Annotated in this window: 24 protein-coding genes and 1 pseudogene; 11 read left to right on the top strand and 14 right to left on the bottom strand. The window is 70.8% G+C overall.

Translation table 11 applies throughout. From position 1 onward, the window contains the following. A pseudogene (locus EXE47_RS06130) lies at positions 1-103 on the top strand (IS1595 family transposase); the annotation flags it as partial. A gap of 10 nt (positions 104-113) precedes the next feature. On the opposite strand, the gene EXE47_RS06125 reads toward EXE47_RS06130, so the two are convergent. Together EXE47_RS06125 and EXE47_RS06120 are read right to left on the bottom strand one after the other, a co-directional pair. After that, positions 114-440, bottom strand: coding sequence for an AbrB/MazE/SpoVT family DNA-binding domain-containing protein (locus EXE47_RS06125; RefSeq protein ID WP_241997557.1), 327 nt, complete (start codon positions 438-440; stop codon positions 114-116). Positions 441-468: 28 nt separating this feature from the next. Continuing rightward, positions 469-762, bottom strand: a complete 294-nt coding sequence (locus EXE47_RS06120) for a DUF433 domain-containing protein (protein WP_241997556.1) — start codon at positions 760-762, stop codon at positions 469-471. Between the two features lie 142 nt (positions 763-904). Here EXE47_RS06120 and EXE47_RS06115 point away from each other — a divergent pair, with 142 nt between their 5' ends. The 6 genes from EXE47_RS06115 to EXE47_RS06090 all read left to right on the top strand — a co-directional run bounded on the left by EXE47_RS06115 (position 905) and on the right by EXE47_RS06090 (position 4,324). After that, the gene (locus EXE47_RS06115) at positions 905-1,465 is read left to right on the top strand and encodes a thioredoxin family protein (protein ID WP_137708096.1); all 561 of its coding nucleotides are present in this window, start codon (positions 905-907) and stop codon (positions 1,463-1,465) included. A 205-nt stretch (positions 1,466-1,670) separates the two neighbouring features. Beyond that, entirely contained in the window at positions 1,671-1,931 is a 261-nt protein-coding gene (locus EXE47_RS06110) for a DUF6516 family protein (protein ID WP_241997555.1), read from the top strand. Beyond that, positions 1,924-2,385: a hypothetical protein gene (locus tag EXE47_RS06105; RefSeq protein ID WP_199237863.1), complete on the top strand. Its 462-nt coding sequence runs from the start codon at positions 1,924-1,926 to the stop codon at positions 2,383-2,385. Before EXE47_RS06110 ends, EXE47_RS06105 begins: the two co-directional genes overlap by 8 nt. Positions 2,386-2,772: 387 nt before the next feature. Continuing rightward, positions 2,773-3,468 (top strand): hypothetical protein, encoded by a 696-nt coding sequence (locus EXE47_RS06100; RefSeq protein ID WP_137708098.1) that lies wholly within the window; start codon positions 2,773-2,775, stop codon positions 3,466-3,468. 66 nt (positions 3,469-3,534) lie between these two features. Then, positions 3,535-3,951, top strand: a complete 417-nt coding sequence (locus tag EXE47_RS06095; RefSeq protein ID WP_049929741.1) for a hypothetical protein — start codon at positions 3,535-3,537, stop codon at positions 3,949-3,951. A 46-nt stretch (positions 3,952-3,997) separates the two neighbouring features. Beyond that, on the top strand, positions 3,998-4,324 hold the full coding sequence (locus EXE47_RS06090; protein ID WP_049929742.1) for a hypothetical protein: 327 nt from the start codon (positions 3,998-4,000) through the stop codon (positions 4,322-4,324). Between the two features lie 37 nt (positions 4,325-4,361). Here EXE47_RS06090 and EXE47_RS06085 read toward each other — a convergent pair whose 3' ends face one another. Then, positions 4,362-4,676, bottom strand: a complete 315-nt coding sequence (locus EXE47_RS06085) for a PRC-barrel domain-containing protein (protein ID WP_049929743.1) — start codon at positions 4,674-4,676, stop codon at positions 4,362-4,364. A gap of 147 nt (positions 4,677-4,823) precedes the next feature. Between EXE47_RS06085 and EXE47_RS06080 the strand changes: the two genes are divergently transcribed. Continuing rightward, positions 4,824-7,901 carry an FAD-binding and (Fe-S)-binding domain-containing protein gene (locus EXE47_RS06080; protein WP_137708093.1) on the top strand — a complete coding sequence of 1,026 codons (3,078 nt, stop codon included), beginning with the start codon at positions 4,824-4,826 and terminating at the stop codon, positions 7,899-7,901. Positions 7,902-7,922: 21 nt separating this feature from the next. On the opposite strand, the gene EXE47_RS06075 is transcribed toward EXE47_RS06080, so the two are convergent. The 3 genes from EXE47_RS06075 to EXE47_RS06065 form a co-directional block, all read right to left on the bottom strand. Then, positions 7,923-8,132, bottom strand: coding sequence for a hypothetical protein (locus EXE47_RS06075; protein WP_049929745.1), 210 nt, complete (start codon positions 8,130-8,132; stop codon positions 7,923-7,925). Between the two features lie 21 nt (positions 8,133-8,153). Continuing rightward, the gene (locus tag EXE47_RS06070; RefSeq protein WP_089307737.1) at positions 8,154-9,149 is read right to left on the bottom strand and encodes a DUF5787 family protein; all 996 of its coding nucleotides are present in this window, start codon (positions 9,147-9,149) and stop codon (positions 8,154-8,156) included. A gap of 97 nt (positions 9,150-9,246) precedes the next feature. Further along, positions 9,247-9,693 (bottom strand): bis(5'-nucleosyl)-tetraphosphatase, encoded by a 447-nt coding sequence (locus tag EXE47_RS06065; RefSeq protein WP_049929747.1) that lies wholly within the window; start codon positions 9,691-9,693, stop codon positions 9,247-9,249. A gap of 172 nt (positions 9,694-9,865) precedes the next feature. Here EXE47_RS06065 and EXE47_RS06060 point away from each other — a divergent pair, with 172 nt between their 5' ends. Continuing rightward, a complete protein-coding gene (locus EXE47_RS06060; protein ID WP_049929748.1) occupies positions 9,866-10,198 on the top strand; it encodes an uS10/mL48 family ribosomal protein in 333 nt (110 codons plus the stop codon). An 84-nt stretch (positions 10,199-10,282) separates the two neighbouring features. Here EXE47_RS06060 and tgtA read toward each other — a convergent pair whose 3' ends face one another. From tgtA to EXE47_RS06020, 8 genes are all read right to left on the bottom strand, one after another. Beyond that, positions 10,283-11,761 (bottom strand): tRNA guanosine(15) transglycosylase TgtA, encoded by a 1,479-nt coding sequence (gene tgtA, locus EXE47_RS06055; RefSeq protein WP_137708092.1) that lies wholly within the window; start codon positions 11,759-11,761, stop codon positions 10,283-10,285. A gap of 85 nt (positions 11,762-11,846) precedes the next feature. After that, complete coding sequence (locus tag EXE47_RS06050; protein ID WP_137708091.1) at positions 11,847-12,659, bottom strand: Nif3-like dinuclear metal center hexameric protein; 813 nt, start codon at positions 12,657-12,659, stop codon at positions 11,847-11,849. Between the two features lie 77 nt (positions 12,660-12,736). Then, on the bottom strand, positions 12,737-14,077 hold the full coding sequence (gene hemA, locus EXE47_RS06045; protein ID WP_049929751.1) for a glutamyl-tRNA reductase: 1,341 nt from the start codon (positions 14,075-14,077) through the stop codon (positions 12,737-12,739). Continuing rightward, a complete protein-coding gene (locus EXE47_RS06040; protein WP_049929752.1) occupies positions 14,074-14,745 on the bottom strand; it encodes a bifunctional precorrin-2 dehydrogenase/sirohydrochlorin ferrochelatase in 672 nt (223 codons plus the stop codon). Before EXE47_RS06040 ends, hemA begins: the two co-directional genes overlap by 4 nt. A 31-nt stretch (positions 14,746-14,776) precedes the next feature. Further along, a complete protein-coding gene (locus EXE47_RS06035; protein WP_137690337.1) occupies positions 14,777-15,862 on the bottom strand; it encodes an Lrp/AsnC family transcriptional regulator in 1,086 nt (361 codons plus the stop codon). Between the two features lie 96 nt (positions 15,863-15,958). Next, positions 15,959-16,426 (bottom strand): hypothetical protein, encoded by a 468-nt coding sequence (locus EXE47_RS06030; protein WP_086220169.1) that lies wholly within the window; start codon positions 16,424-16,426, stop codon positions 15,959-15,961. A 10-nt stretch (positions 16,427-16,436) separates the two neighbouring features. Then, on the bottom strand, positions 16,437-16,838 hold the full coding sequence (locus tag EXE47_RS06025) for a 30S ribosomal protein S6e (RefSeq protein WP_137708090.1): 402 nt from the start codon (positions 16,836-16,838) through the stop codon (positions 16,437-16,439). A 66-nt stretch (positions 16,839-16,904) separates the two neighbouring features. Next, a complete protein-coding gene (locus EXE47_RS06020) occupies positions 16,905-17,648 on the bottom strand; it encodes a lipoate--protein ligase family protein (protein WP_137708089.1) in 744 nt (247 codons plus the stop codon). Positions 17,649-17,785: 137 nt separating this feature from the next. On the opposite strand from EXE47_RS06020, the gene EXE47_RS06015 reads away from it, so the two are divergent. Both EXE47_RS06015 and EXE47_RS06010 read left to right on the top strand, forming a co-directional pair. After that, a complete protein-coding gene (locus EXE47_RS06015; protein WP_089307743.1) occupies positions 17,786-19,462 on the top strand; it encodes a histidine kinase N-terminal 7TM domain-containing protein in 1,677 nt (558 codons plus the stop codon). After that, positions 19,459-20,430 (top strand): hypothetical protein, encoded by a 972-nt coding sequence (locus EXE47_RS06010; protein WP_089307744.1) that lies wholly within the window; start codon positions 19,459-19,461, stop codon positions 20,428-20,430. The genes EXE47_RS06015 and EXE47_RS06010 overlap by 4 nt, the downstream gene beginning before the upstream one ends. Positions 20,431-20,464: the final 34 nt, after the last annotated feature.

Here is a 20,464-nt window from a genome sequence, read left to right as displayed (position 1 = left end):
GGAACAGGCCGCTCGGACCTACGGCTTCCTCCGGTCACTGAACCTTACTGGGGCACCGATCCACAGTCTCGTGGACTGTATCGCTGTCAATGTATTCCGCTAGTTCCGCCAGTCTACCGAAGAGCGTGGTCGGCAGAACGGGAGTCCACTGACAAGCCCATCACTTCAGCGATGGGTAGCTGACTGGCTTTGTCCGCTGTACGTTCTTCTTGGAGGCGCTCGGTTGCTGACCGCCCCTGCTCGTCGGTTTTCCCTTCCAGAACTCCACGCAGGTCCGTAACCGAGTAGATAGGGCGAACAACGATGTCGCCCTCTTCGGTCCGAATAAACTTCACACGGCCGGGCGTGTCGATACCCAACTCCTCACGGAACTTCTTCGGAATTGTGGCTTGCCCGCGCGACGACACCAACACTACTTTTTCAAACTCTGCCTTGGTCATACTATTTTCCATTATTACTTTTGTTTAGTCATGCGTCCGACATATCCTCAGGACCGGTGATGACATCCGGATCGGCCTCTGCGGCGTCGTGGAGTGCTCGCCGGCGCTCCTTGACGGCTCGCATCTCCTCTGGGTGGTCGTGATAGTATGCTAGCGCGTGGTAGACCTCCGCGGCAGTGAGGTCGAAGCGGTCCACAACCGTCTGGGTGTCGAGCCCGCGCTCTTCCACCAGCGCGTGGATGTGGCGCACGGTGATTCGTCGGTCTCGGATGTGCGGCTCGTCGTGGATTCCCGACTCGTCACCTGCGACGATGGTGTTCATCTGCCGCGACATATCGGCAGCTACCGGCGTATCGGTCTTTAGTCTTTGCCGTCATGATGTACCGCTGAGTGTGTTTTGCGGCAGGACGGGTACTCTCGCGTGGCGCGCAACGCCTTTTCCGCTCCCGCTCCTACGCTCGCCCATGGTCCAGATGGAATCCGACTCGACACTCGACCGCGGCGACGCCGCCCCCGACTTCGAACTGCCCGGCGCAGACGGGGAGACGTACGCGCTCGACGACTTCGAGACGGACGCGCTGCTCGTCGTCTTCACGTGTAACCACTGTCCGTACGCGAAGGCGAAGGTCGACCTGCTGAACGAGCTGGCGGCCGAGTACGACGACCTCGCCGTCGTCGGGATCAACCCCAACGACGCCGACGAGTACCCCGAGGACTCTTTCGAGGCGATGCGCGAGGCCGTCGCCGACGGCACGGTCGCGTACGACGCGTACCTCCGAGACGAGAGCGGCGAGGTCGCGGCCGCGTACGACGCCGTCTGTACGCCCGACCCGTTCCTCTTCGGTCGCGAGGACGGCGCGTGGAACCTTCGCTACCACGGTCGTCTCGACGACGCGCTCAATCCCGACGACGAGCCGACCGAGTTCTACGTTCGCGACGCGATCGACGCCGTCCTCGCGGGCGACGACGTCGAGATTCCGGATCGCCCTTCGCGGGGTTGCTCAATCAAGTGGCCGGGCGAGTAGCGACTCCAAATTGAACTCGGGCGGTCCGGTGCTATTGAGTTCCGATCGTTCAAGTGAACTGTCTCGGGCTCAAGCCTGGGGTACTCGGCCCGCTCCGCCTGTGGATCTCCCGTAAACTTATGTGCTATGTGGCCATAGCTCATAACACAGCGAGATGCCGGCTCCTCGCCCGATCGAGTTGAACCGCGCTGTCCCGGGTGGACGTGTGGAGATATTCGCGATTCGTGACGAGGAGTATCCGGACGGGTGGTTCTACCGGTTTCAGTACTACCACCCTGAAACGGGCGAACTGCTCCGGTACGACGACGCACACGACGATGACGACCTCGGTTGGCATCACCGACACGTTCGGTTCGGCGAGGACACGAAGATCGAGTTCCACGGGCTCGCGGCGCACGTGACTCGATTTCTGAACGAGATCGCGAGGCTGGCGGAGACGGGAGAGACGGAGGATATCAATGAGTGAACCTGACCACGACGGCTGGCCCGACAAGTACAGCGACCCCCACGAGCGGCCGTATCCCGACGTGCTCCGCGTCACCGTCGAATCGTTCGACGAGGCGTTCGAGGACACACGCGACGCGGTCGACGCGGTCGCCAGAGGAGAGTCCCGACCCGCGGTGGTGTCGTTCGCGACGGTCGGCGAGCTGCGGAAGATCCTCACCGACCGGCGGATCGAGCTTCTCCAGACGCTGATGGACACCGAGGGTGCCGCCGAAAGCATCAGCGCGCTCGCGGAGACGCTCGACCGCGATTACAAGACCGTTCACGAGGACGTGACGCGCTTGGCGACGTACGGAATCGTGTTCATCGTCGAAGACGACGACCGTGCGAAGCGGCCGTACCTCCCGTACGAGCGGATCCGGCTCGACGTCGAACTCACCAGGAGCGACACCGGCGAAGAGCCCGCAGCGGCGTGAGGGCCGGGTCTCTCGGACGGCTACACGCATCTCCGACCGCGCCGACTGGTGTAGCACCTCCGCTCGGAGTCACCGTTCAACGGCGCTCGATCGGCCGAACTACCCCCACGTTGTGATGGGCGATACAAAAATTCTCGCTGCGACTCTCAGTTTACTTCACGCCGGCACGGCTCTCTGGGAACGGATGGGAGAAGCGGGCGTATCTGGCCATCGATATCTGTTCCATTTTCCCATCGGGCAGAATATCAAGGTCTTGGAACGCCCTCACGACGAGCCGAGAACAGCTGACCGATAGTTGCGAACATCGTGATCCCCAGTCCGCTATCGGATCCCGGTGCCGCCGGAGACGACTTAACAAGGCGTCGGCCCCAACGGCTTCGTATGAGCATGAAAGGCGACGAGCCGGACCTCCACGAGATCGACCGGTACGACGGCGGCGTCGGCTGGATCGCGTACCCCGACGAGACGATGGAGCGCGCGAGCCACGCGTTCGCGGTCGAGAACGAGGAGGCGGACGCGGACAACGTGTGGGTCGTCGACCCGGTCGACGCGCCCGGTGTCGACGACCTCCTCGACGGGCTTGGCTCCGTCGCCGGCGTCGTGGTCGGACTGGACCGCCACGTGCGCGACAGCGGCGAACTCGCCGCCCGCCACGACGCCCCGGTGTACGTCCCCGAGTGGATGACCGGCGTCACCGAGGATCTCGGCCCCGATGTCGACGTCGAGCGGTTCGGGTCGCGGCTCGCGGACACCGGCTTCGAGGCGATCCGGATCCGCGACTCGTCGGTGCCGCCGTGGCAGGAGGTCGGGCTCTTCGACGGCGAGACGCTGATCGTCCCGGAGTCGCTCGGGTCCGCGTCGTACTTCCGCGGCGACCGCGAGCGCCTCGGCGTCCACCCGATGCTGCGGCTCACCCCGCCGACGAGCGCGCTCTCCGGGCTCGACCCCGAGCGCGTGCTCGTCGGTCACGGCGTCGGCGTCCACGAGCGAGCCGCGGTCGCCGTCGAGGACGCCATCTCGGACTCGCGGCGCAAGGCGCCCGGGCTGTACGCGAAGACGCTCGCGTCCGCGCTGCCGTTCTGAACGCGACCGAGCGGGACGACCCGTGCGTGTCCTTTTGCCAATCCGTCCCATAGCGGAGGTCGAACAGTGATCTACGTCACCCGCGACCTACTGGCCGTACTCCGCGAGCGCGCCGCGAGCGAGGACCCAGACGGTGTGAACGTCCGGCTCTCCGCGACGCCGGCCGGCGAGTTCGAGGCCGACATCGGGCTCGACCCGGAGACGCCGGTGGTGACTCACTTCACACTGCCGTCGGTCGGGAATTCGGTCAACTCCGTGTTCGGCGTCGACCTCGGCACGCCGGCCGGCGAGGGGGGCGCGCGGTTCCTCTCGCACCCGGACGGGTTCCTCGGGGTGTCGCGCACCGACGACCTCGCGGCCGTGGTGATCGTCGCCGTCCCGCCGTACGACGGCGACTCTGTCGCGGCCTTCGACCGCTCCGGAACGGGAGTCGAACTGGCGGTCGTCGACGCCGCTCCGCCGAGCGAATCCGTGCCGGAGTGAGCGGAGAACAGGGGTTTCAAGCCGTCGGAGGGAATACCCCGGCGTAATGGCAGCACGGCCACCCGGCGGCGGCGACACGAAAGAGCCCGAGGCTATCGAGTTCGGTATCGCCGCGCTCGACGCCCGGCTCGACGAGGCGGACGTGTCGTTCCCCGCGACGACCGCGGAGCTCCGCGACGCGCTGGGCGATCAGGAGGTTCCCTACGACGCGCAGGGGCGCTCCCTCGCGCTCGCGGACGCGCTCGACCGCGTGCCGCAAGAGAAGTTCGAGAACGAGACCGAGTTCCTCGACGCCCTGTACCCGGTGTTCGACGAGGCGCGCCGCGAGGAGCGCGGCGTGATCGCCAGCCTCCGCGACGCGTTGCCGTTCTGAGCGGGAGCCAAGGGGGTCTGGGAGCGGCCGGCCGCGCCTAGCGCGCCTCCGAGCGCGCCTCGACCTCCGGCGCCTCCTCGTCGGGCTCGCCGGCGTCGTATCGTTCGATGACGTCGTTGATCAGGACGACGTCGCCGACGGCGCGGACCCAGCGGTACGGAACGATGACGCCGGTCGAGCCGCCCACCTGCCCGGCGAACAGCTCGTGGTTGAGTTCGGCGAGCGCGAGTCCGGTCACGGCGCGGGCGTCCAGATCGAGCTGGATGTCCTCGACTTCGCCGACGAAGACGCCATTGCTCGAGTACACCTCGCGACCGACGAGCGACGTGATCTCCTCGGGGGCTGCGTTCATACTCGGTACGGTCACGAGCGCGCCTATTAAGCGTTCGTTGTCGAACGACGCGCGTCGGACGGTGAGCGCGGGCTGGTCCCGCGGCCCGGGTTCCCGCCGCGCGCCGACGGCAGGAGGTTTTTCATAATTCGACCGTGAGGGATTCGTATGGCGACGAACACCTCGGAGCCGGACCCGACAGACGGCGGGGACTTCGACTACACCGGCGGGACGGTGGAACGGCCGGATCTCGTCGACGCGCTCGATCGCCGAGTGGACGGCGACGTGCGGTTCGACGACTACTCGAAGCGGCTGTACGCGACCGACGCCTCGGCGTACGAGGTCACGCCGATCGGCGTCGTGATCCCGGAGTCGACCGCGGACGTGGCAGCGGTCCACGAGTACTGCTTCGAGGAGGGGATCCCCGTCCTCCCCCGCGGCGGCGGTACCTCGCTCGCCGGCCAGACCGTGAACGAGGCGGTCGTCCTCGACCTGACCGACGAGATGGACGGCGTGCTGTCGACGGACCCCGACGCGGAGACCGCCCGCGTTCAGGCTGGCGCGTACGTGGGCGACCTCAACGCCGCGGTCGAACCGGCCGGGCTGAAGTTCGCACCCGACCCGGCGTGGCGCGACAAGTCCGCGGTCGGCGGGGCGATCGGCAACAACTCCACCGGCGCGCACTCGCTGAAGTACGGCAAGACGGACCACTACGTCGAGGAGTTGGAGGTCGTCCTCGCCGACGGCACCGTGACGACGTTCGGCGAGGTGGCGGTCGAGGAGCTCCGCGAGTCAGCGGACCCCGACGCCGACGGGCTCCTCCCGAGGATCCACGCCGAGGTCGTGCGGATCCTCGACGAGGAGGCCGACGAGATCGACGAGCGCTTCCCGGAGCTGAAGCGGAACGTTTCCGGCTACAACCTCGACCGCCTGCTCGCCGAGTACCGCGGCGAGCACGGCGAGGAGGGCGTCGTCAACCTCGGCCGCCTCATGGCCGGCAGCGAGGGGACGCTCGCGACCGTGACTGAGGCGACCGTCTCGCTCGTCGAGATCCCGGAGACGAAGGCGGTCGCGCTGCTGACCTACGAGGACCTCCTCGACGCGATGGAGGACGTCGCCGCGTGCCTCGAACACGACCCCGCCGCCGTCGAGGTAATGGACGACGTCCTCCTCGGGCTCGCGGCCGACACGCCGGAGTTCGAGGACGTCGTCGGGATGTTACCCGACGGCACCGACTCCGTGCTGCTCATCGAGTTCTACGCCGAGGACGACGCGACGGGAGAACAGAAGGTCGCGGACCTGATCGCGGACCGGGTCGGCGCGGCCGACGGCGCCGCGGGAGCCCGCGTCGAGACGACGACAGACCCGAGCGCGGGCGCCGCAGAGACGACGAGCCACCCTCGCCGCGCAGTCGACGCGCTGGAGGCGCACGACCCGGACGAGCGCGACCGGTTCTGGAAGATGCGGAAGGCGGGGCTACCGATCCTCCTCTCGCGCACCACCGACGAGAAGCACATCTCCTTCATCGAGGACTGCGCCATCCCGCCGGAACACCTCCCGGAGTACACCCGCGAGTTCCAAGAGATTCTGGAGGACAACGACACCTTCGCCACCTTCTACGCGCACGCCGGCCCGGGTGTGTTACACATCCGTCCGCTCATCAACACGAAGGAGGTCGACGACGTGGAGGCGATGCTCGACATCGCCGACCGCGTCACCGACGCGGTGGTCCGACTCGGCGGCTCCGTCTCGGGCGAACACGGCGACGGCCGCGCGCGGACCCAGTGGAACCGGAAGCTGTACGGCGACGACCTCTGGGAGTCGTTCCGCGACCTCAAGACCGCGTTCGATCCCGACTGGCTGCTCAACCCGGGCAACGTCTGCGGCGACGTCGACATGGGCGAGAACCTCCGGTTCGACGCCGACTACGAGTACGACGCCGGGTTCGACCCCGCGATGGAGTGGGCGGTCGACAACGGGATGCAGGGGATGGTGGAGCTCTGCCACGGCTGCGGCGGTTGCCGCGGCCCGCAGGAGACCACCGGCGGCGTGATGTGTCCCACTTACCGCGCCTCCGAGGAGGAGGTCCAGTCGACCCGCGGGCGGGCGAACATGCTCCGCGGGGCCATCTCCGGCGAGCTCCCGGACGACCCGACGGACGACGAGTTCGTCACCGAGGTGATGGACCTCTGCGTCGGCTGTAAGGGGTGTAAGGTGGACTGCCCGAGCGGCGTCGACATGGCGAAGCTGAAGGCGGAGGTCGAGCACGCCCACCACGACGAGCACGGGATCGATCTGCGGACGCGGCTGCTCGGACGCTTCGAGTCGCTCGCGCCGCTCGCCTCGAAGCTCGCGCCGCTCTCGAACCTCCCGAACAAGATCCCAGGGAGCGGGCTCATCGCGGAGAAGGCGCTCGGGATCGCGAGGGAGCGGGACCTCCCCGAGTTCCGCTCTGAGACCCTCGTCGACTGGTTCGAAGCCCGCGGCGGCGCGGGCGTCTCGCGCGAGGAGGCCGACCGCGACGTGCTGCTGTTCCCCGACGTGTACACGACCTACACGAACCCCGGCGCGGGGAAGGCCGCGGTGCGCGTGCTGGAGGCCGCGAACTGCCACGTCGAGATCCCGGACGTCGACGGGAGCGGGCGGCCGCCACACTCGAAGGGGATGCTCGACGTGTCGCGCGCGACGGCGAGGGACGCCGTGGAGACGCTCGCCCCCCGGGTCCGGGATGACTGGGAGGTGGTCGTCGTCGAACCGTCCGACGCCGTGATGCTCCAGTCCGACTACCACGACCTGCTCGACGGCGAGGCCAGCGACGTGCCGGACGAGGACGTGGCCGCCGTCTCGGAGAACGCCTACGGCGTCATGGAGTACGTCGACGCCCACCGGCTCGACGAGACTCTCTCCTTCGACGCCCCGACGGAGTCGCTCACCTACCACGGTCACTGTCACCAGAAGGCGACGAAGAAGGACCACCACGCGGTCGGCGTCCTCCGGCGCGCGGGCTACGGCGTCGACCCGCTCGACTCCTCCTGTTGTGGGATGGCGGGCTCGTTCGGCTACGAGGCCGAGCACTACTCGATGAGCAAGGCGATCGGCGAGAACCTCTTCGAGCAGGTGGACGCCAGCGACGGCGACGGTCTCGTCGCCCCCGGAACGTCCTGCCGGACGCAGCTGGAGGAGGGGCCGGGCGAAGTGCCGGAGCCGTCGCATCCCGTGGAGAAGCTGGCGGCCGCGCTGGCGTAGGGGGACGGCTCGTTCGGGCGGTCACCCGGCGTCAGACCACACGTTCGCCCCGGCAAGCGCGATGAGGTACGAGAACGCCGGGAACGTCACCGCGACCACGGCGAGAAACGCCGGGTCAAGCCCGCCGGGGTCCTCGGAGAGCCAACCGGTGTACTGGAGGACCCCAAGCGTGAGGACCACGACGGCCGTGTTGAGCGCGTACTCGGAGAGCGGAGGGTTCGGGAACCGCATGCGACCTGCTGGCGCCCTCGGTCACTCAACGCTTTCGACCCGATCTCGTTCGCGCTCGCGACGCCGCGCCAGCAGCCGCTCGATACCCTTCCCCGGTCCGCCCTCGATCGGCCACCCATTCGTGCGCCACTGCGGGGGTTCCGGCGAGAACTCCGGACAGGACCCCGAACACTCCCGCGCGGTGGGGACCTTCCCCTTCGCCGCGCAGTAGGGGACGAGCGCGCGCCCCTCGCGGCGGAGTTCGAAGTGTCGGCAGTCCGGCCGCATCGTGTCGTGGAAGGTGCGCCACCCCTTCCCGTAAGCGCGCTCGGCGATCTCTAGGCGGAGCGTCTCCGTCGCGGCGTCACGTCGCTCACCCGGTCCGGGAGAGAGGGCGCTCGGGTGCCACGCCACGTCGACCGCGTCGGCGTCGACGCCCGCGGAGAAGTCGGTCGCGAGGACCCCGGCCTCGACGGGCATCTCGCGGAGGAGGGCGGGCTCGACGCGTTCACCGGTCGTCTCGGTCGCGAGCCAGACCTCGTCGGCGAGCGCGGTCTCGACGTCGTGTTCGAGCTGGTCGGCGAGCCTGTCGGCCGCGCTGGCGTCTAGGTCCGGCTTGTTCTCGACCGCGACGATCCGCTCGACCCAGTCCGGATACGGTCGCTTGCGGCGGATCTGAATCCGGTTCCCGTCGCGCCGCTTCTCGATCAGGCCGCGGCCCGCCGCCCGGTGGACCGCCTGTCGAACGTAGCGCCACGGGTAGCCGGGGTCGGGCAGCGCGTCGCGGTACCACGCCCACGCGGCGGGCGCGCCGCGGACGACGTGGAGGAGGTCGGAGTCGATGGCCCGGTCGCCGAACGCGCGCCGCCGTTCGAACGCCGCGGGGTCGACCTCGATCACGACGGTGTCCCAGCGGCGCGCCTGCGTGCCGAGCTGGCGGGCGACGAGCGCGGGACGGCGTCCCTCGCTCGGGTGCCACTCCAGCTCGGCGTACCGACAGACCAACAGCTCGTAGCCGAACTCGGCGTCGGGCGTCACTGTCCACACCGTCGCGGGGCGCGGACAAAAGCGAAACGCTCGGGGCGGGGGCGCCCGCTGTCGGCCGATCGATCGCGCGCCCGTCGCCGCCCCCCGATCAGACGTACTTCCCGTCCTCCTCGTCTTTCCGCTCGTCGAGGTACACGTGGGCCTCCTCGAGGATCTCGCGCGGGCCGTCTTGGGTGATCGTGTTGAGCGCCTGGTCGTAGTCGCGCCACTGGAGGTCGCGGTGCTCCTTCGAGAGTTCGGCGCTCGCCTCGAACGAGCGGGCGATGAACAGGTGGACCGTCTTGTGGATGGTCTTGCCGTTCGCCTCGAACACGTAGTCGTACTCCTCGCGGAACCCGTCGATCAGCCGGAAATCCTCGATCCCGGCCTCCTCGCCGACTTCTCGTATCGCCGTCTGCTGGAGCTCCTCGTCCCCCTCGACCCCGCCCTTGGGGAACTCCCAGTCCCCCGGTCGGCTCTTCAGGAGCAAATACTCCCGTTCGCCGCGGGTATCGCGGAAAAGGATGGCTCCGGCGCTGGTCGCTTCGACCGTCATTGGCCGCAGGTAAGCGATCACCCCTAAAGAGCGTGTCGGACTCCCGAACGGATCCGAACGGCTCGGCCGCGTCGACCGGTCTTCGGCCGGATTCGCGGCGGGGTCTCGCGCGGCGACCGCGGGTAGGTGCGTTTTTACCGCTCCGGCGGTCATTCACGCACGACCCCCAGCCATGACCTTCGTCACGAAACTCCACTTCGCGTCCGGCGACCGCGACGTGCTCGCCGAGACCGTCCAAGAGCTCAAAGAGACGCTCGAACGCAAGGGCGCCGAGTGTAAGGGCCCGCACGCGAGCCCCTCGGAGCGCGTCACCGTGCCGCTGTACAAGGACCTCTCACCGGGCGACGAGTTCTCGCCGTGGCGCTACGACGTGTATCACCGCTCGATGGAGATCCACGGCGCCGACGACATCGCGCGGTCCGTCGTCGCGCGCGGCTTCCCCGACTCGATCCACGTCGAGGTCGAGGTCGGCCAGAAGAAACCGCTCGGTCACCGGCGCGACTGAGTCGCTCGACGCCGCCGAACCGACCGACGACTCCGGTCACGGCTGCGGTTTTCGCCGCGTCGGAATCCACGCGCCAGCGCCGGCTCAACCGAGCGTCCGGAGGTTCTCCGTCTCGACGCAGTCCGGCAGCCGCGCCAACGCGGCGTCGCACCACGCGTCGTGCCCGAGCGTGAGCGTCGTCTCCGGGTTCGCCGCCGCGAGCGCGGCCACACCCGCCGCCGCGGCGACCTGCGCCGCATCGTCGGTCCGCTCCGGAACCTCGGCGGTGAGCGGGTACGTCTCCGAGAGCGCGGGCGGATACGGCCCGAACGGTGGCTTCACGCGCCACACCGCGTCGTACGCGTGATTCGAGGGGGCCTTCGACTCGGTGAGCAGGAGGTCGTCGGGCGCCGCCAGCCGATCGAGTCGGTCGTGGTGTCGCATCACCTCGGGGCGACGGGCCGCCTCCCGTGAGGTGTAGAAGAACGCGTCCTTCGACCCGGGGTCGGTCCGCTCCAGTTCGTCGGCGTGGTCGAGCAGCGCGCGGTAGCCGTCGAGCATCGCCGGGTGGCCGCGGGCGCGGCGGTCGACCAGCTCCAGCAGCGTCCCCGAGCGGATCGCCTCCTTCACGCGGCGCAGTTCCTCGAAGGTGACGTGGAGGTTGTGCTCGGCGAGCAGCCGCTCCGCCTCGCCGTCGTCGAAGCCGCGGAGGTCCGCCGGCTCGTGGTCGGCGCACACGGGACACGAGCAGGGGAAGTAGTCGAGCGCTTCGAGGTGTTCGGTGCCCGAGACCGTCAGGTAGCGGCCGTCGCGGGCCATCAGCGCGTACGCGGCCGAGTCGAACAGATCGCAGCCAGCAGCCACCGCGAGCGCCAGCATCATCGGGTGGCCGGCCCCGAACAGGTGGACCGGCGCCCCCGGCCCGAGCCCGTGCTTCGCCGCGCGCACCGCCTCGACCACCTCGGCGTAGCGGTACGAGTTGAGCAGCGGCACCATCGCCCCGACCGGGAACACGTCGAGGTCGGTCGCGGCCGCGTGGCGCCCCGCCTCCTCGCGGAGGTCGGCGTACGTCGCCCCCTGGACCGGCCCGTTGACGAGCATCTCGCCGGTCTCGGCGGCCTCGGCGTCTGCGAGCGCCCGCTTCGTCGTCTCGAGCTCTGACTCGGCGCGCTCGCGGTCGGCGTCCGGGGGCGTCGGCACGTCGACGGGCGTCGCCACGTCGCTGCCGATCTGTCGCTGGAACTCGATTATCTCCTCGGTCGTCACGTCGATGTCGCCGTACTCGGCCAGCTGGAAGGAGCCCGAGTCGGTCATGATCGCGCCGTCGAAGCCGAGGAACTCGTGGAGCCCCTCGTCGAGCACGCGGTCGCGGATGCGGTCCGTGCTGCGGATGATGTAGGAGTTCGTGATCAGCATCTCCGCGCCGAACTCCTCGCGGAGCCGCTCCGGCTCGATCGTGAGCACGTTGGGGTTGACCACGGGCAGGAGCGCCGGCGTCTCGACCGTGACGTCGGCGCGGGGGACCGTCAGCCGACCGATCCGCCCGGCGGCGTCGTGGTCCCGGATCTCGAAGTGATCGCGCATACCCGGACTGCGCGGACGCGAGCGGTAAGGGTTGCGTTCGGCGGCGAGCGCGCCCGCAGGGGCCGCCGCCCGGCGCGGGCGGGGCTCAGAGCCCGGTCGGATGCGAGAGGTACGTCGTCTCGACGCCCCAGTCGGCGGTCAGCGACTCCAGCGCCCGAACGCCGAACGTCTCCGTCGCGTAGTGGCCGGCGAGGAAGACTGTCAGCCCGGCCTCGCGGGCGTCGTGGTACACCTGTTGTTTCCCCTCGCCCGTGATCAGCGCGTCCGCGCCCGCCGCGACCGCCTCGTCGAGCCAGTCGACCCCGGAGCCGGTGACGACCGCGACCCGTTCGACCTCGTCGGGCCCGAAGTCCAGGACGCGCGTGGGCGACGGCTCGCCGTCCGGTTGGCCCTCGAACCCGTCGAGCGTCTCGCGGAGCGCGTCCACCGAGCGCGGCGCCGCCGTCTCCCCGATCGTGCCGATCGTCACCGGGCCGATCTCGCCGAAGGGGTCGCGGTCTTCGAGTCCGATCTCGGTGGCGACGCCCGCCGCGTTGCCCAGTTCCCGGTGGCCGTCGAGCGGGAGGTGCGAGACGTACAGCGCGATGTCGTGCTCGATGAGCGCCGCGATCCGGTCGTGGACGCGACCAGTCACGCGTTCGATGCCGCCCCACGAGAGCCCGTGGTGGACCACGAGGACGTCGGCGCCCGCGTCCGCGGCGGCCTCGATCGTCGCCGTCGCGGCGTCGACCGCGAAGGCGACCCGTTCGACCTCGGGGTCGTCGGCGGGTCCGGTGCCCGGGCTAGCGGCCTCGCCGCCCGGGCCGACCTGAAGGCCGTTCGCGCTCGCGTCGACGTCGGCGTACGCGGCCGTGTCGAGCTCCTCGTCGAGTCGGTCGACGTACTCGGAGAGCTTCATACCGGTCGGTGTGCGCGTCGGCGAATAAAGGGCGCGGAGCGGGCGCGGTCGAGAACGTCGGGGCCGGCGGTCGGGGGTCAGTCGTCGAGCTCCTCGGCGACGGAGTCCGGGACCGCGTCCGGGGAGCCGACCCCGGCGTCGGGAGCGTCCGACTCGACCGAGTCGCCCGTCTTCGGCGTGAAGTCGGGGTCGAACAGCCGGAGCGCCGTGCGGATCGTCTCCCAGTCGTCCTCGCCGGCCGCGTCTCGGAGCGAGCGCGTCGGGGCGGCGAGCAGCTGGCCGACGAGGGCGTCGGCGAGGTCGGCGACCGTCTGACGCTGCTCGTCCGTGAGGTCGCCCTGCGCCTCCAGCTTCGACATCGCGCGGTCGAGCTCGCGCGCCTTCACCCGGTCCGCGCCGGCGTACATCGCCGAGATGGCGTCGTCGGCGCGCTTGCGCTTGTACGCCTCGAGGATGCGGTCGAGCTCCGCGTCGATGATCGACTCGACCTCGCGCGCCTCCGCGGCGCGGCTCTCCCTAGTCCGCTGGGTCACGTCTTCGAGGTCGTCGATGTCGAAGACGGTCACGCCCTCGCGCGCGCCGGCCGCCGGATCGACGTCGCGGGGCTGCGCGATGTCGATACAGACGACCCGGCCGGCGCCGTCGACGTACGACGGGTGGACGACGAGGTCGGGGCTGCCGGTCGCGGTGACGACGAGGTCGGCGTCGGGGACCACGGCGGGGAGGTCCGCGAGCGGCACCGCCTCCGCGGGCGTGTCGACCTCCTCGGCGACGAACTCCGCGTGCGGGACGGTGCGGTTCGCGACGACGATGTCCGAGACCGGCGTGTCGTCGAGCGCCCGGGCCGCGAGCGTCCCCATCTCGCCGGCCCCGACGACGACGGCCGAGCCGTCGGTGAGGTCGATCTCGTCCGCCGCGAGCCGGACCGCGGCGGAACCGAGCGAGACGACGCCCTCGTTGATCTCGGTTTCCGTCCGCGCCCGCTCTCCGACGTGGAGCGCCTTCGTCACGGCGTCCTTGAGGACGGGGCCGATGCCGCCGGCGGACTTCGACTCCTCGTAGGCCTCCCGCAGCTGCCCGATGATCTGGTCTTCGCCGAGCACGAGCGACTCCAGCCCGGAGGCGACGCGCATCAGGTGTTCCAGGCTCTCCTCGTGGTCGAGGCGGCGGACCGCGCCGCCGCGGACGTCCGGCGCGAACGTCGACAGCGCCGTCGTGCCGTCGACGGTCCGGTCGGTGACGACGTACGCCTCCGAGCGGTTACACGTCTGCACCGCGAACGCCTCTTCGACCCCTTCTCGCGCGAGCAGGTCGGAGACGGTCGCGCGGACGCCGTCGCCGCCGGCGGCCTCGATCTCGTCGACGGTCGCGTCGGCGTGGGCGACGCTCACGCCGGCGATCGCACCCGTCTCTCTCATCGGTCGAGTACCTCCTCGATCACGGTGTCAGCCTCTTGCCGTCCGTTGGATCTCCCCTTTTGTAAACCCTTCCAAACCCCCCGGGATCTGACAACGCGTCGAACCGCTTCCCGGCGTTTCTCGGGAGGTATACCCTCGGATTTCAGTTCCTCGCGGATCTCGCCAGAGAGCGCCGCCATCTCGCCCGCCCCCTCTATCTCGGCCTCGATCCGCTCGCGTAACGCCTTCGCGAGCGCGGGGCTGGTCCCGCCCGTCGAGAGCGCGACGGTCACCGGCTCGTCTTCCACCGTCGCGGGCACCACGACGCTCCCGGGGTCGCGACCCCCGGAGACGTCGGTCCGGTTGACCAAGATCCCGCGGTCGAGCGCGGCCGACTCCACGGCGGCGTTGACCGCGGCGTCGTCGGTCGCGGCGACCGCGAGCGCGGGACCGAGCCGATCGATCCAGCCGGCGACCGCGTCGGCGTCCGGAGCGGCGCGCAGCAGTTCGATCGCGGTGTCGCGCTCCGCCGCAGGGTCGTCGGGCGAGGGCAATCGCTCGTCGAAGTCGGGACTCACGACCACGACGCGCGCGGCCTCGTCGAAGCCGCGGGCCTTCCGCGAGCCGACGGCGCCGCCGCCGAAGACGACCACCGTCTCGCCCGCGAAGTCGTGGTACAGCGGCGTCACGGACGGCCTCCGGTCCCCGCGATTCGGGGAGTCACGCCGTGTTGCTGTCCGCCCGGTCCGCGATGCGGATACCGGTCTTCTTCAGGATGCGCGTCGAGAACAGGGTGTCCCAGTCGTCCGCGCCGACGTCCCAGTAGTCGTCCATCAGCTCCCTGACCTCGGCGATCCGGCGCTCGCTCTCGGCCTCGGTGCGGCCGTGCGTCATGGCGAAGAAGTTGTACTCCCAAACGCCGGCGTGGCGCGGGCGCTCGTAGCAGTGCGTGACGAAGCCTAAGTCGGCGACGGCGGGGCCGACCTCGTCGAGGGCGTCTTCGGGCACGTCCCAGACGGTCATCCCGTTCTCCGTGTAGCCGAGCGCGTAGTGGTTCGGGATGACGCCGACGCGGCGCACCTTCCCCTCCCGCTCGAACCGCTTGATCGTCTCGATCACCCAGTCCACGTCGGCGCCGACCGCAGCGGCCACGTCGGCGTACGGCGTCTCGGTCACCGGGAGCCCGCCCTGGATCTCGACGACGAGGTCGCGCTCGTCGGGCGTCAACGTTCCGCGGTCGCTGGGCGAGACGTCGGGCCCGAGCCCCGAGAGGTCCACGTCGCCGTCGGGGACCGGCCCGTCGACGAGGAACTTCGCGCCGACGTGGAACTCCCGGAGCTTCGGGAGGTTGTACGTCTCCTGGCCCGTCGCGTCCTCGATCTCCGCGAGCACCTCCTCGACGCGGTCGCTCCCGTCCTTGTCGGGGTCCGGGTGGTCCGCGACGCTCACCACGAACCACATGTTGAGGTGCGGGTGCTCCCGCTCGTAGTTGTGTGCGACCGCGGTGAACTCGTTCACCGTCTCCGCGACCTCGTCGTAGCGGTCCTCGGGCGCGTGCATCGCGACGAGCGAGGCGGCGCCGCCGATCTCCTCGGCGTTGACGAGCGCGCCGAACCGCGAGAGGATCCCCTCCTCGTCGAGCTCGCGGACGCGCTCGCACAGCTCCGGTCCCGTCACGTCGACGCCGCGCTCGCGGAGCGCGGCCGCCGCCGCGTCGAAGGGGCGCTCCGCGACCGGGAAGCCGCCCTGGAACGCGTTGATGATCGCGCGGTCGAGCGCCGTCAGGTCCGCGTCGACCTCCTGCATGGACCGATCTCGGGGCCGCGCGAGAATAAGCGATCCGACCTGACGCCGCGCCGCCGCGGCGGAGGGTGACCGTCGACGCCCGGCGCGCTCCGGGAGCTACCCGTCCACGTCGCGGGCGATATCCGCGAGCGACGACCGCGGCCCGCGGTCCGCGTCGTACACGGTCCGCTCGCCGGGGATCCGCAGCCCGTACAGCTCGCCGGACACCACCACGTCGAGGACGACGCTCTCGCCCGGCTCCCGGCCGTTCGCGTCGAGCCACTCGACCAGCCGGTTCGTCCCCTCGCCGGACTCGCGCGCCAGCCGCCGGTTGTCGAACGCGCCGCGGAGGAGCCGCCCGCGCGAGTCGGCCGCGACACGCGCGTGGTACTCGTCGCGACCGATCGCGACGCGGATCAGGTCCCCCTGACTCACTCCGAGCGCGTCGCAGGTCCCGGACTCGACGCGCCCGTCGAGCGCGTCGTCGTCGGGAAGTCTGACGCAGGGGCGGCGAGTGCCGCCGCTCCGGGCGAGCGAGACGCGAACCGAGGAAACGTCCTCGCCGTCGGAGGGAACGCGAGGCATCGAAGCGCCGTTACTCGTCGGCGCCGTCGTCGTCGCCCTCGCCGAGCGCGGCCGCCACGTCGCCGTCGCCGTCGACGACGCTCGCGTTGATCTGCGCGATGTCGTCGTCGACCTCGCGGCCGCGGACGGTGATCCGCTTGCGCTCGCCCTCGCGGGAGGGCTCGAAGCCGACGCCGCCCTCGAGGAGGAGCTCCTTCAGGCGGGTGCCGGAGACGTCTTCGCGCATCGGGCGCCCGGTTTCGTCGGAGCCGCCGGTGAGTTCGATCGTATGGTCGGAGAGCCCGACGGCGTCGCCGCCGATCTCGTCGCCGAGTTCGCGACCGAGGAATCGGTTGGCGTCCTGTCCGTCGACCTCTCGCTGGAACGTCTCGCCGGTCTCGGGGTCGGCGACGACGACTTTGAATTCGGCCATGCCCGAACGCAGACCCCCGCGCATAAAAAGCACGTCGAAACGTCGGAACCGCGCGCCGCGCAGCGCTCAGTCGGCTGCCCCGCCGACGCGCACGATCCGACGCTCGCCGTCGCCCCACGGCCCCTCCACGAACGCGGTCTCGACCGCGCGGGCGACGGCGTCGGGGTCGTCCGGACCGCCGGCGTCGGCGACGCTCCCGACCGAGCCGGGATCGAACGACAGGCCGAGCGCGTCGTAGACCGGTTCGGTGACCGACGCGATCGGCGCGGCGTCCGCCGCCGAGACGACGAGGACGCCGGCGACAAGCGCCGCGTCGGCGCGCACGCGCTGCGCGAGCCCGGCGACCTTCCCGCCGCCCGCGGCCCCGCCGGTTTCCGTCGCACCGGCCCCAGCGACGCGCAGGGAGTGCTCGCCGGGGCAGAACGCGGCCGGGGGCTCGCCGCGGACCACGTCGGCGCCGAGGTCGCGGAGCGCGTCGCGGAGCGTCTCGGTCGCGGTCTCGTACCGCGAGTCGATCGACCCCCGGTCGCCGCCGGTCGGTACTGCGACGCCGAACGAGAGCGTCGACCCGGTGTACGCGACCGCGCGACCGCCCACGTCGCGCTCGACGGCAGGGAATCCGGCCGCGCGCGCCGCCCGCTTCGCCCGGTCGAACCCCGGCTCGCGGGCGTCCCGCCGGCCGAAGGCGACCTGCTTCGGCGGCGCCGTGACGCGGACGGCCGGGACCCCCTCCGCGGCCGACGCGAGCAGGTCGCCCGCCGGCTCCCGGTCGGCCGCCGGGGTCGCGAACTCGCCCCTGTACACGCGCATGGACGTGCCGACGGCGGCGGCACACAAGCCCCTTGCGCCGAGCGCGGTCGCTCGGGGCGGGGAGAAACCGAGGGCCCCGGGGGGCGCCGGCGCGTGACACAACAGTTTTGTCGGCGCTGGAAGTGGTACCGGTATCGATGAGCGACCTGAGCGCCCTGCCGGTTCAGGCGTACCTGACCGCCTGCCTGCTGGCCGGCGTCATCGGGCTCTGGCTCGGTCGGGTCGCGTGGCGGGAGCGCGACGAGCCCGGCGGCCTCGAGGTCGCGCTGTACCTCCTCAGCGGCGGCGGCGCGTCGCTGCTGTACGGCCTCCAGATCGCCGCGTCCGGTGAGCTCGCGATGCGCGTCGCGCTCAGCCTCGCGACGCCGCTCCTCGGCGCGCTTCCCGTCCTCTGGATGGCGTTCGCGCTGGCGTTCACCGGGCGCGAACGCTGGCGGACGGAGAACCGGATCGTCGCGCTCGCGACCCCCGCGTTCGTCTGGGTCCTCCTCGCGTGGTCGAGCGGGACCCACGGGCTGGCCCGGCGCTCCGTCGCCCCCGTCGCCGACGGCCCGTTCACGCTGCTCGGATACGGGTTGGGTCCCGCCGGCGGCGCGTTCGTCCTCTTCGCGTACGCGCTGTGTCTCGCCGGCGCGTCCCTCGTCGTCGACCTCTACGACCGGACCGGGAACCGCTACCGGCTCCAGACGTTCGTCGTGCTGCTCGGCACGCTGTTCCCGTTCCTCGCGGGGGCCGTGACGTTCGTCGACGTCGGGAGCTACGGGGACCTCTCGTGGCTGCCGACGGCGTTCGTGATCCACGGCGTGTTCCTCTACGGCACCGTCTTTTGGCTCGGCACCCTCGACGCCGCGGTCGTCGCGCGCGACACCGCGGTCGAGGTGATGCAGGACCCGGTGATCGTCTCCGGCTCCGACGGGCGGATCCGCGACCTCAACCCCGCCGCCGAGTCGCTCCTCCCGCCCGACGCGGTCGGCTCGTCGCTGTCGGACGTGTTCCCGCGGCTGGAGTCCGGCGTCGAACACCCGATCGCCATCGGGGACCGCGAGTTCGACATCCAAGAGAACCCGATCACGGACCCGCGCGGGACCGACCGCGGCCACGTCTTTCTGCTCCGCGACGTGACCGCGCGGGAGCGGCGACAGGCGGAACTCGAACGCCGGGAGGCGGAGCTCGAACGGCAGAACGAGCGGTTAGAGGAGTTCGCCGGCGTCGTCTCGCACGACCTGCGAAACCCACTCGCCGCCGCGTCTGCGGCCGTCGAGCTGGCCCGCCAGCGCGACGGCGACCCCGACGGCGCCTTAGAGCGGGCCGCGAACGCCCACGAGCGGATGGACGACATGATCGAGGGGCTCCTCGCGCTGGCGACGGCGGGGGAGACGGTCGACGACCTCGACCGGGTTTCGCTGGACGGGACGGTCAGACGCGTCTGGTCGCGGCTCGAGACCACCGACGCGACGCTGACCGTCGAGGGCGACGCGACCGCGTTGGCCGACCGCGACCGGCTCGAACAGCTGACCTCCAACCTGTTCCGCAACGCGATCGAACACGCGGGAGAGGACGTGGCCGTCACGGTCGCTATCACCCGGGGCGGCGACCGGGCCGCGCTCTCGATCGGCGACGACGGTCCCGGGATCCCGGCCGAGGAGCGCGAGCGAGTCACCGAGCGCGGCGTGTCGCTCGGCGGCGGCACCGGGCTGGGGCTGGCGATCGTCGGCGACATCGCCGAGGCGCACGGCTGGACGCTCTCGGTCGCCGAGTCCGACGCCGGCGGCGCGCGGTTCGTGATCGAGGGGATGGAGGTCGCCGACCCGTGACCGACCCGCCGGAGGCAACCGTCACGCTCCCCGCGGAGGTCGTCGAGCAATACGAGAAGTTCTCGCGGTTCAACTCCCCGTACCCCGCCCACGAACGCGGTCGCGCCGTCGACCTCTACCCGGGCAACGGGGTCGGCCACTCTCCGGTCGCCGGGACCGTCAGCGCGGTCCGCACCGTCGGCTGTCCGGACCGCCCGTACGCGGCCGACGAGGACCACCTGATCGTCGTCGGCCTCGACGACGAGTGGTGTGCTCGCGCGGGCGCGCCCTCCGGCACCGTCGCGCGGATCCTCCACGTGATCCCGGCGGTGACGCCGGGCGACCGGGTCACCGTCGGCGACGCGCTCGGCCCGACGACCCGCTCGGGCTTCTTCGGCCAGTGGGTCGACGACCACGTCCACCTCGGGTTCCGCCCGCCGGACGCGAATCCCCTCCGAGCGAGCGGGTCGCTCCCGGTCGCCGCGGACCTCCCCGTGGAGCGGGTCGCGTGGGACGGGACCGGAACCGTCGTCGAGCGGGGGCCGACCCACGTCGTGCTCGCCGGCCCGCGGCGGACCGAGCCCGGACCGTCGTTCGCGGCGCTCGCGAGCGACGGGGGGGTCCCGCTCGACGGCGGGCTGACGCACTACGCGGGCGGCGGGACGTTCGCGGCGAGCGACGCGGCGCCCGGCGAGGACGGAAGAGACGAGCGACGCCCGCGGTCGGGCGACGCGGTGTCCCTCCTCGGGACCCGGATCGGAACCGCGGCCGCCCACGGCGGGGGGTCGTCCGGGGCGCCACGGGTCGAGTGGGGGGCGGTCGACGTCCGCGCGAACGGCGATCGCATCGTGGGGCTCTCCCTGTTCGCCGCGCGCGGCGAGCGCTTCGGCGTCAAGTTGGTCTGTCCGGACCGGTCGTTCGCGATCGGCGAGTCGGTGACGGTCGAGCTCGTGCCAAGCGACGACCCGATCCGGCTCGGCGTCGGGTGAGCGAGGCCGTCAATCGATCGCCGGTTGTCGCCCG

Source organism: Halorubrum sp. GN12_10-3_MGM (assembly GCF_005435235.1).
GTDB lineage: Archaea > Halobacteriota > Halobacteria > Halobacteriales > Haloferacaceae > Halorubrum > Halorubrum ezzemoulense.
This window is presented reverse-complemented; position numbering and strand designations above follow the sequence as displayed.

Coding starts and splice junctions, on each gene's coding strand:
- EXE47_RS06125 (WP_241997557.1), bottom strand. CDS start 440: ATGACCAAGGCAGAGTTTGAAAAAGTAGTGTTGGTGTCGTCGCGCGGG.
- EXE47_RS06120 (WP_241997556.1), bottom strand. CDS start 762: ATGAACACCATCGTCGCAGGTGACGAGTCGGGAATCCACGACGAGCCG.
- EXE47_RS06115 (WP_137708096.1), top strand. CDS start 905: ATGGTCCAGATGGAATCCGACTCGACACTCGACCGCGGCGACGCCGCC.
- EXE47_RS06105 (WP_199237863.1), top strand. CDS start 1,924: ATGAGTGAACCTGACCACGACGGCTGGCCCGACAAGTACAGCGACCCC.
- EXE47_RS06100 (WP_137708098.1), top strand. CDS start 2,773: ATGAAAGGCGACGAGCCGGACCTCCACGAGATCGACCGGTACGACGGC.
- EXE47_RS06090 (WP_049929742.1), top strand. CDS start 3,998: ATGGCAGCACGGCCACCCGGCGGCGGCGACACGAAAGAGCCCGAGGCT.
- EXE47_RS06085 (WP_049929743.1), bottom strand. CDS start 4,676: ATGAACGCAGCCCCCGAGGAGATCACGTCGCTCGTCGGTCGCGAGGTG.
- EXE47_RS06080 (WP_137708093.1), top strand. CDS start 4,824: ATGGCGACGAACACCTCGGAGCCGGACCCGACAGACGGCGGGGACTTC.
- EXE47_RS06075 (WP_049929745.1), bottom strand. CDS start 8,132: ATGCGGTTCCCGAACCCTCCGCTCTCCGAGTACGCGCTCAACACGGCC.
- EXE47_RS06065 (WP_049929747.1), bottom strand. CDS start 9,693: ATGACGGTCGAAGCGACCAGCGCCGGAGCCATCCTTTTCCGCGATACC.
- EXE47_RS06060 (WP_049929748.1), top strand. CDS start 9,866: ATGACCTTCGTCACGAAACTCCACTTCGCGTCCGGCGACCGCGACGTG.
- tgtA (WP_137708092.1), bottom strand. CDS start 11,761: ATGCGCGATCACTTCGAGATCCGGGACCACGACGCCGCCGGGCGGATC.
- EXE47_RS06050 (WP_137708091.1), bottom strand. CDS start 12,659: ATGAAGCTCTCCGAGTACGTCGACCGACTCGACGAGGAGCTCGACACG.
- hemA (WP_049929751.1), bottom strand. CDS start 14,077: ATGAGAGAGACGGGTGCGATCGCCGGCGTGAGCGTCGCCCACGCCGAC.
- EXE47_RS06035 (WP_137690337.1), bottom strand. CDS start 15,862: ATGCAGGAGGTCGACGCGGACCTGACGGCGCTCGACCGCGCGATCATC.
- EXE47_RS06030 (WP_086220169.1), bottom strand. CDS start 16,426: ATGCCTCGCGTTCCCTCCGACGGCGAGGACGTTTCCTCGGTTCGCGTC.
- EXE47_RS06025 (WP_137708090.1), bottom strand. CDS start 16,838: ATGGCCGAATTCAAAGTCGTCGTCGCCGACCCCGAGACCGGCGAGACG.
- EXE47_RS06020 (WP_137708089.1), bottom strand. CDS start 17,648: ATGCGCGTGTACAGGGGCGAGTTCGCGACCCCGGCGGCCGACCGGGAG.
- EXE47_RS06015 (WP_089307743.1), top strand. CDS start 17,786: ATGAGCGACCTGAGCGCCCTGCCGGTTCAGGCGTACCTGACCGCCTGC.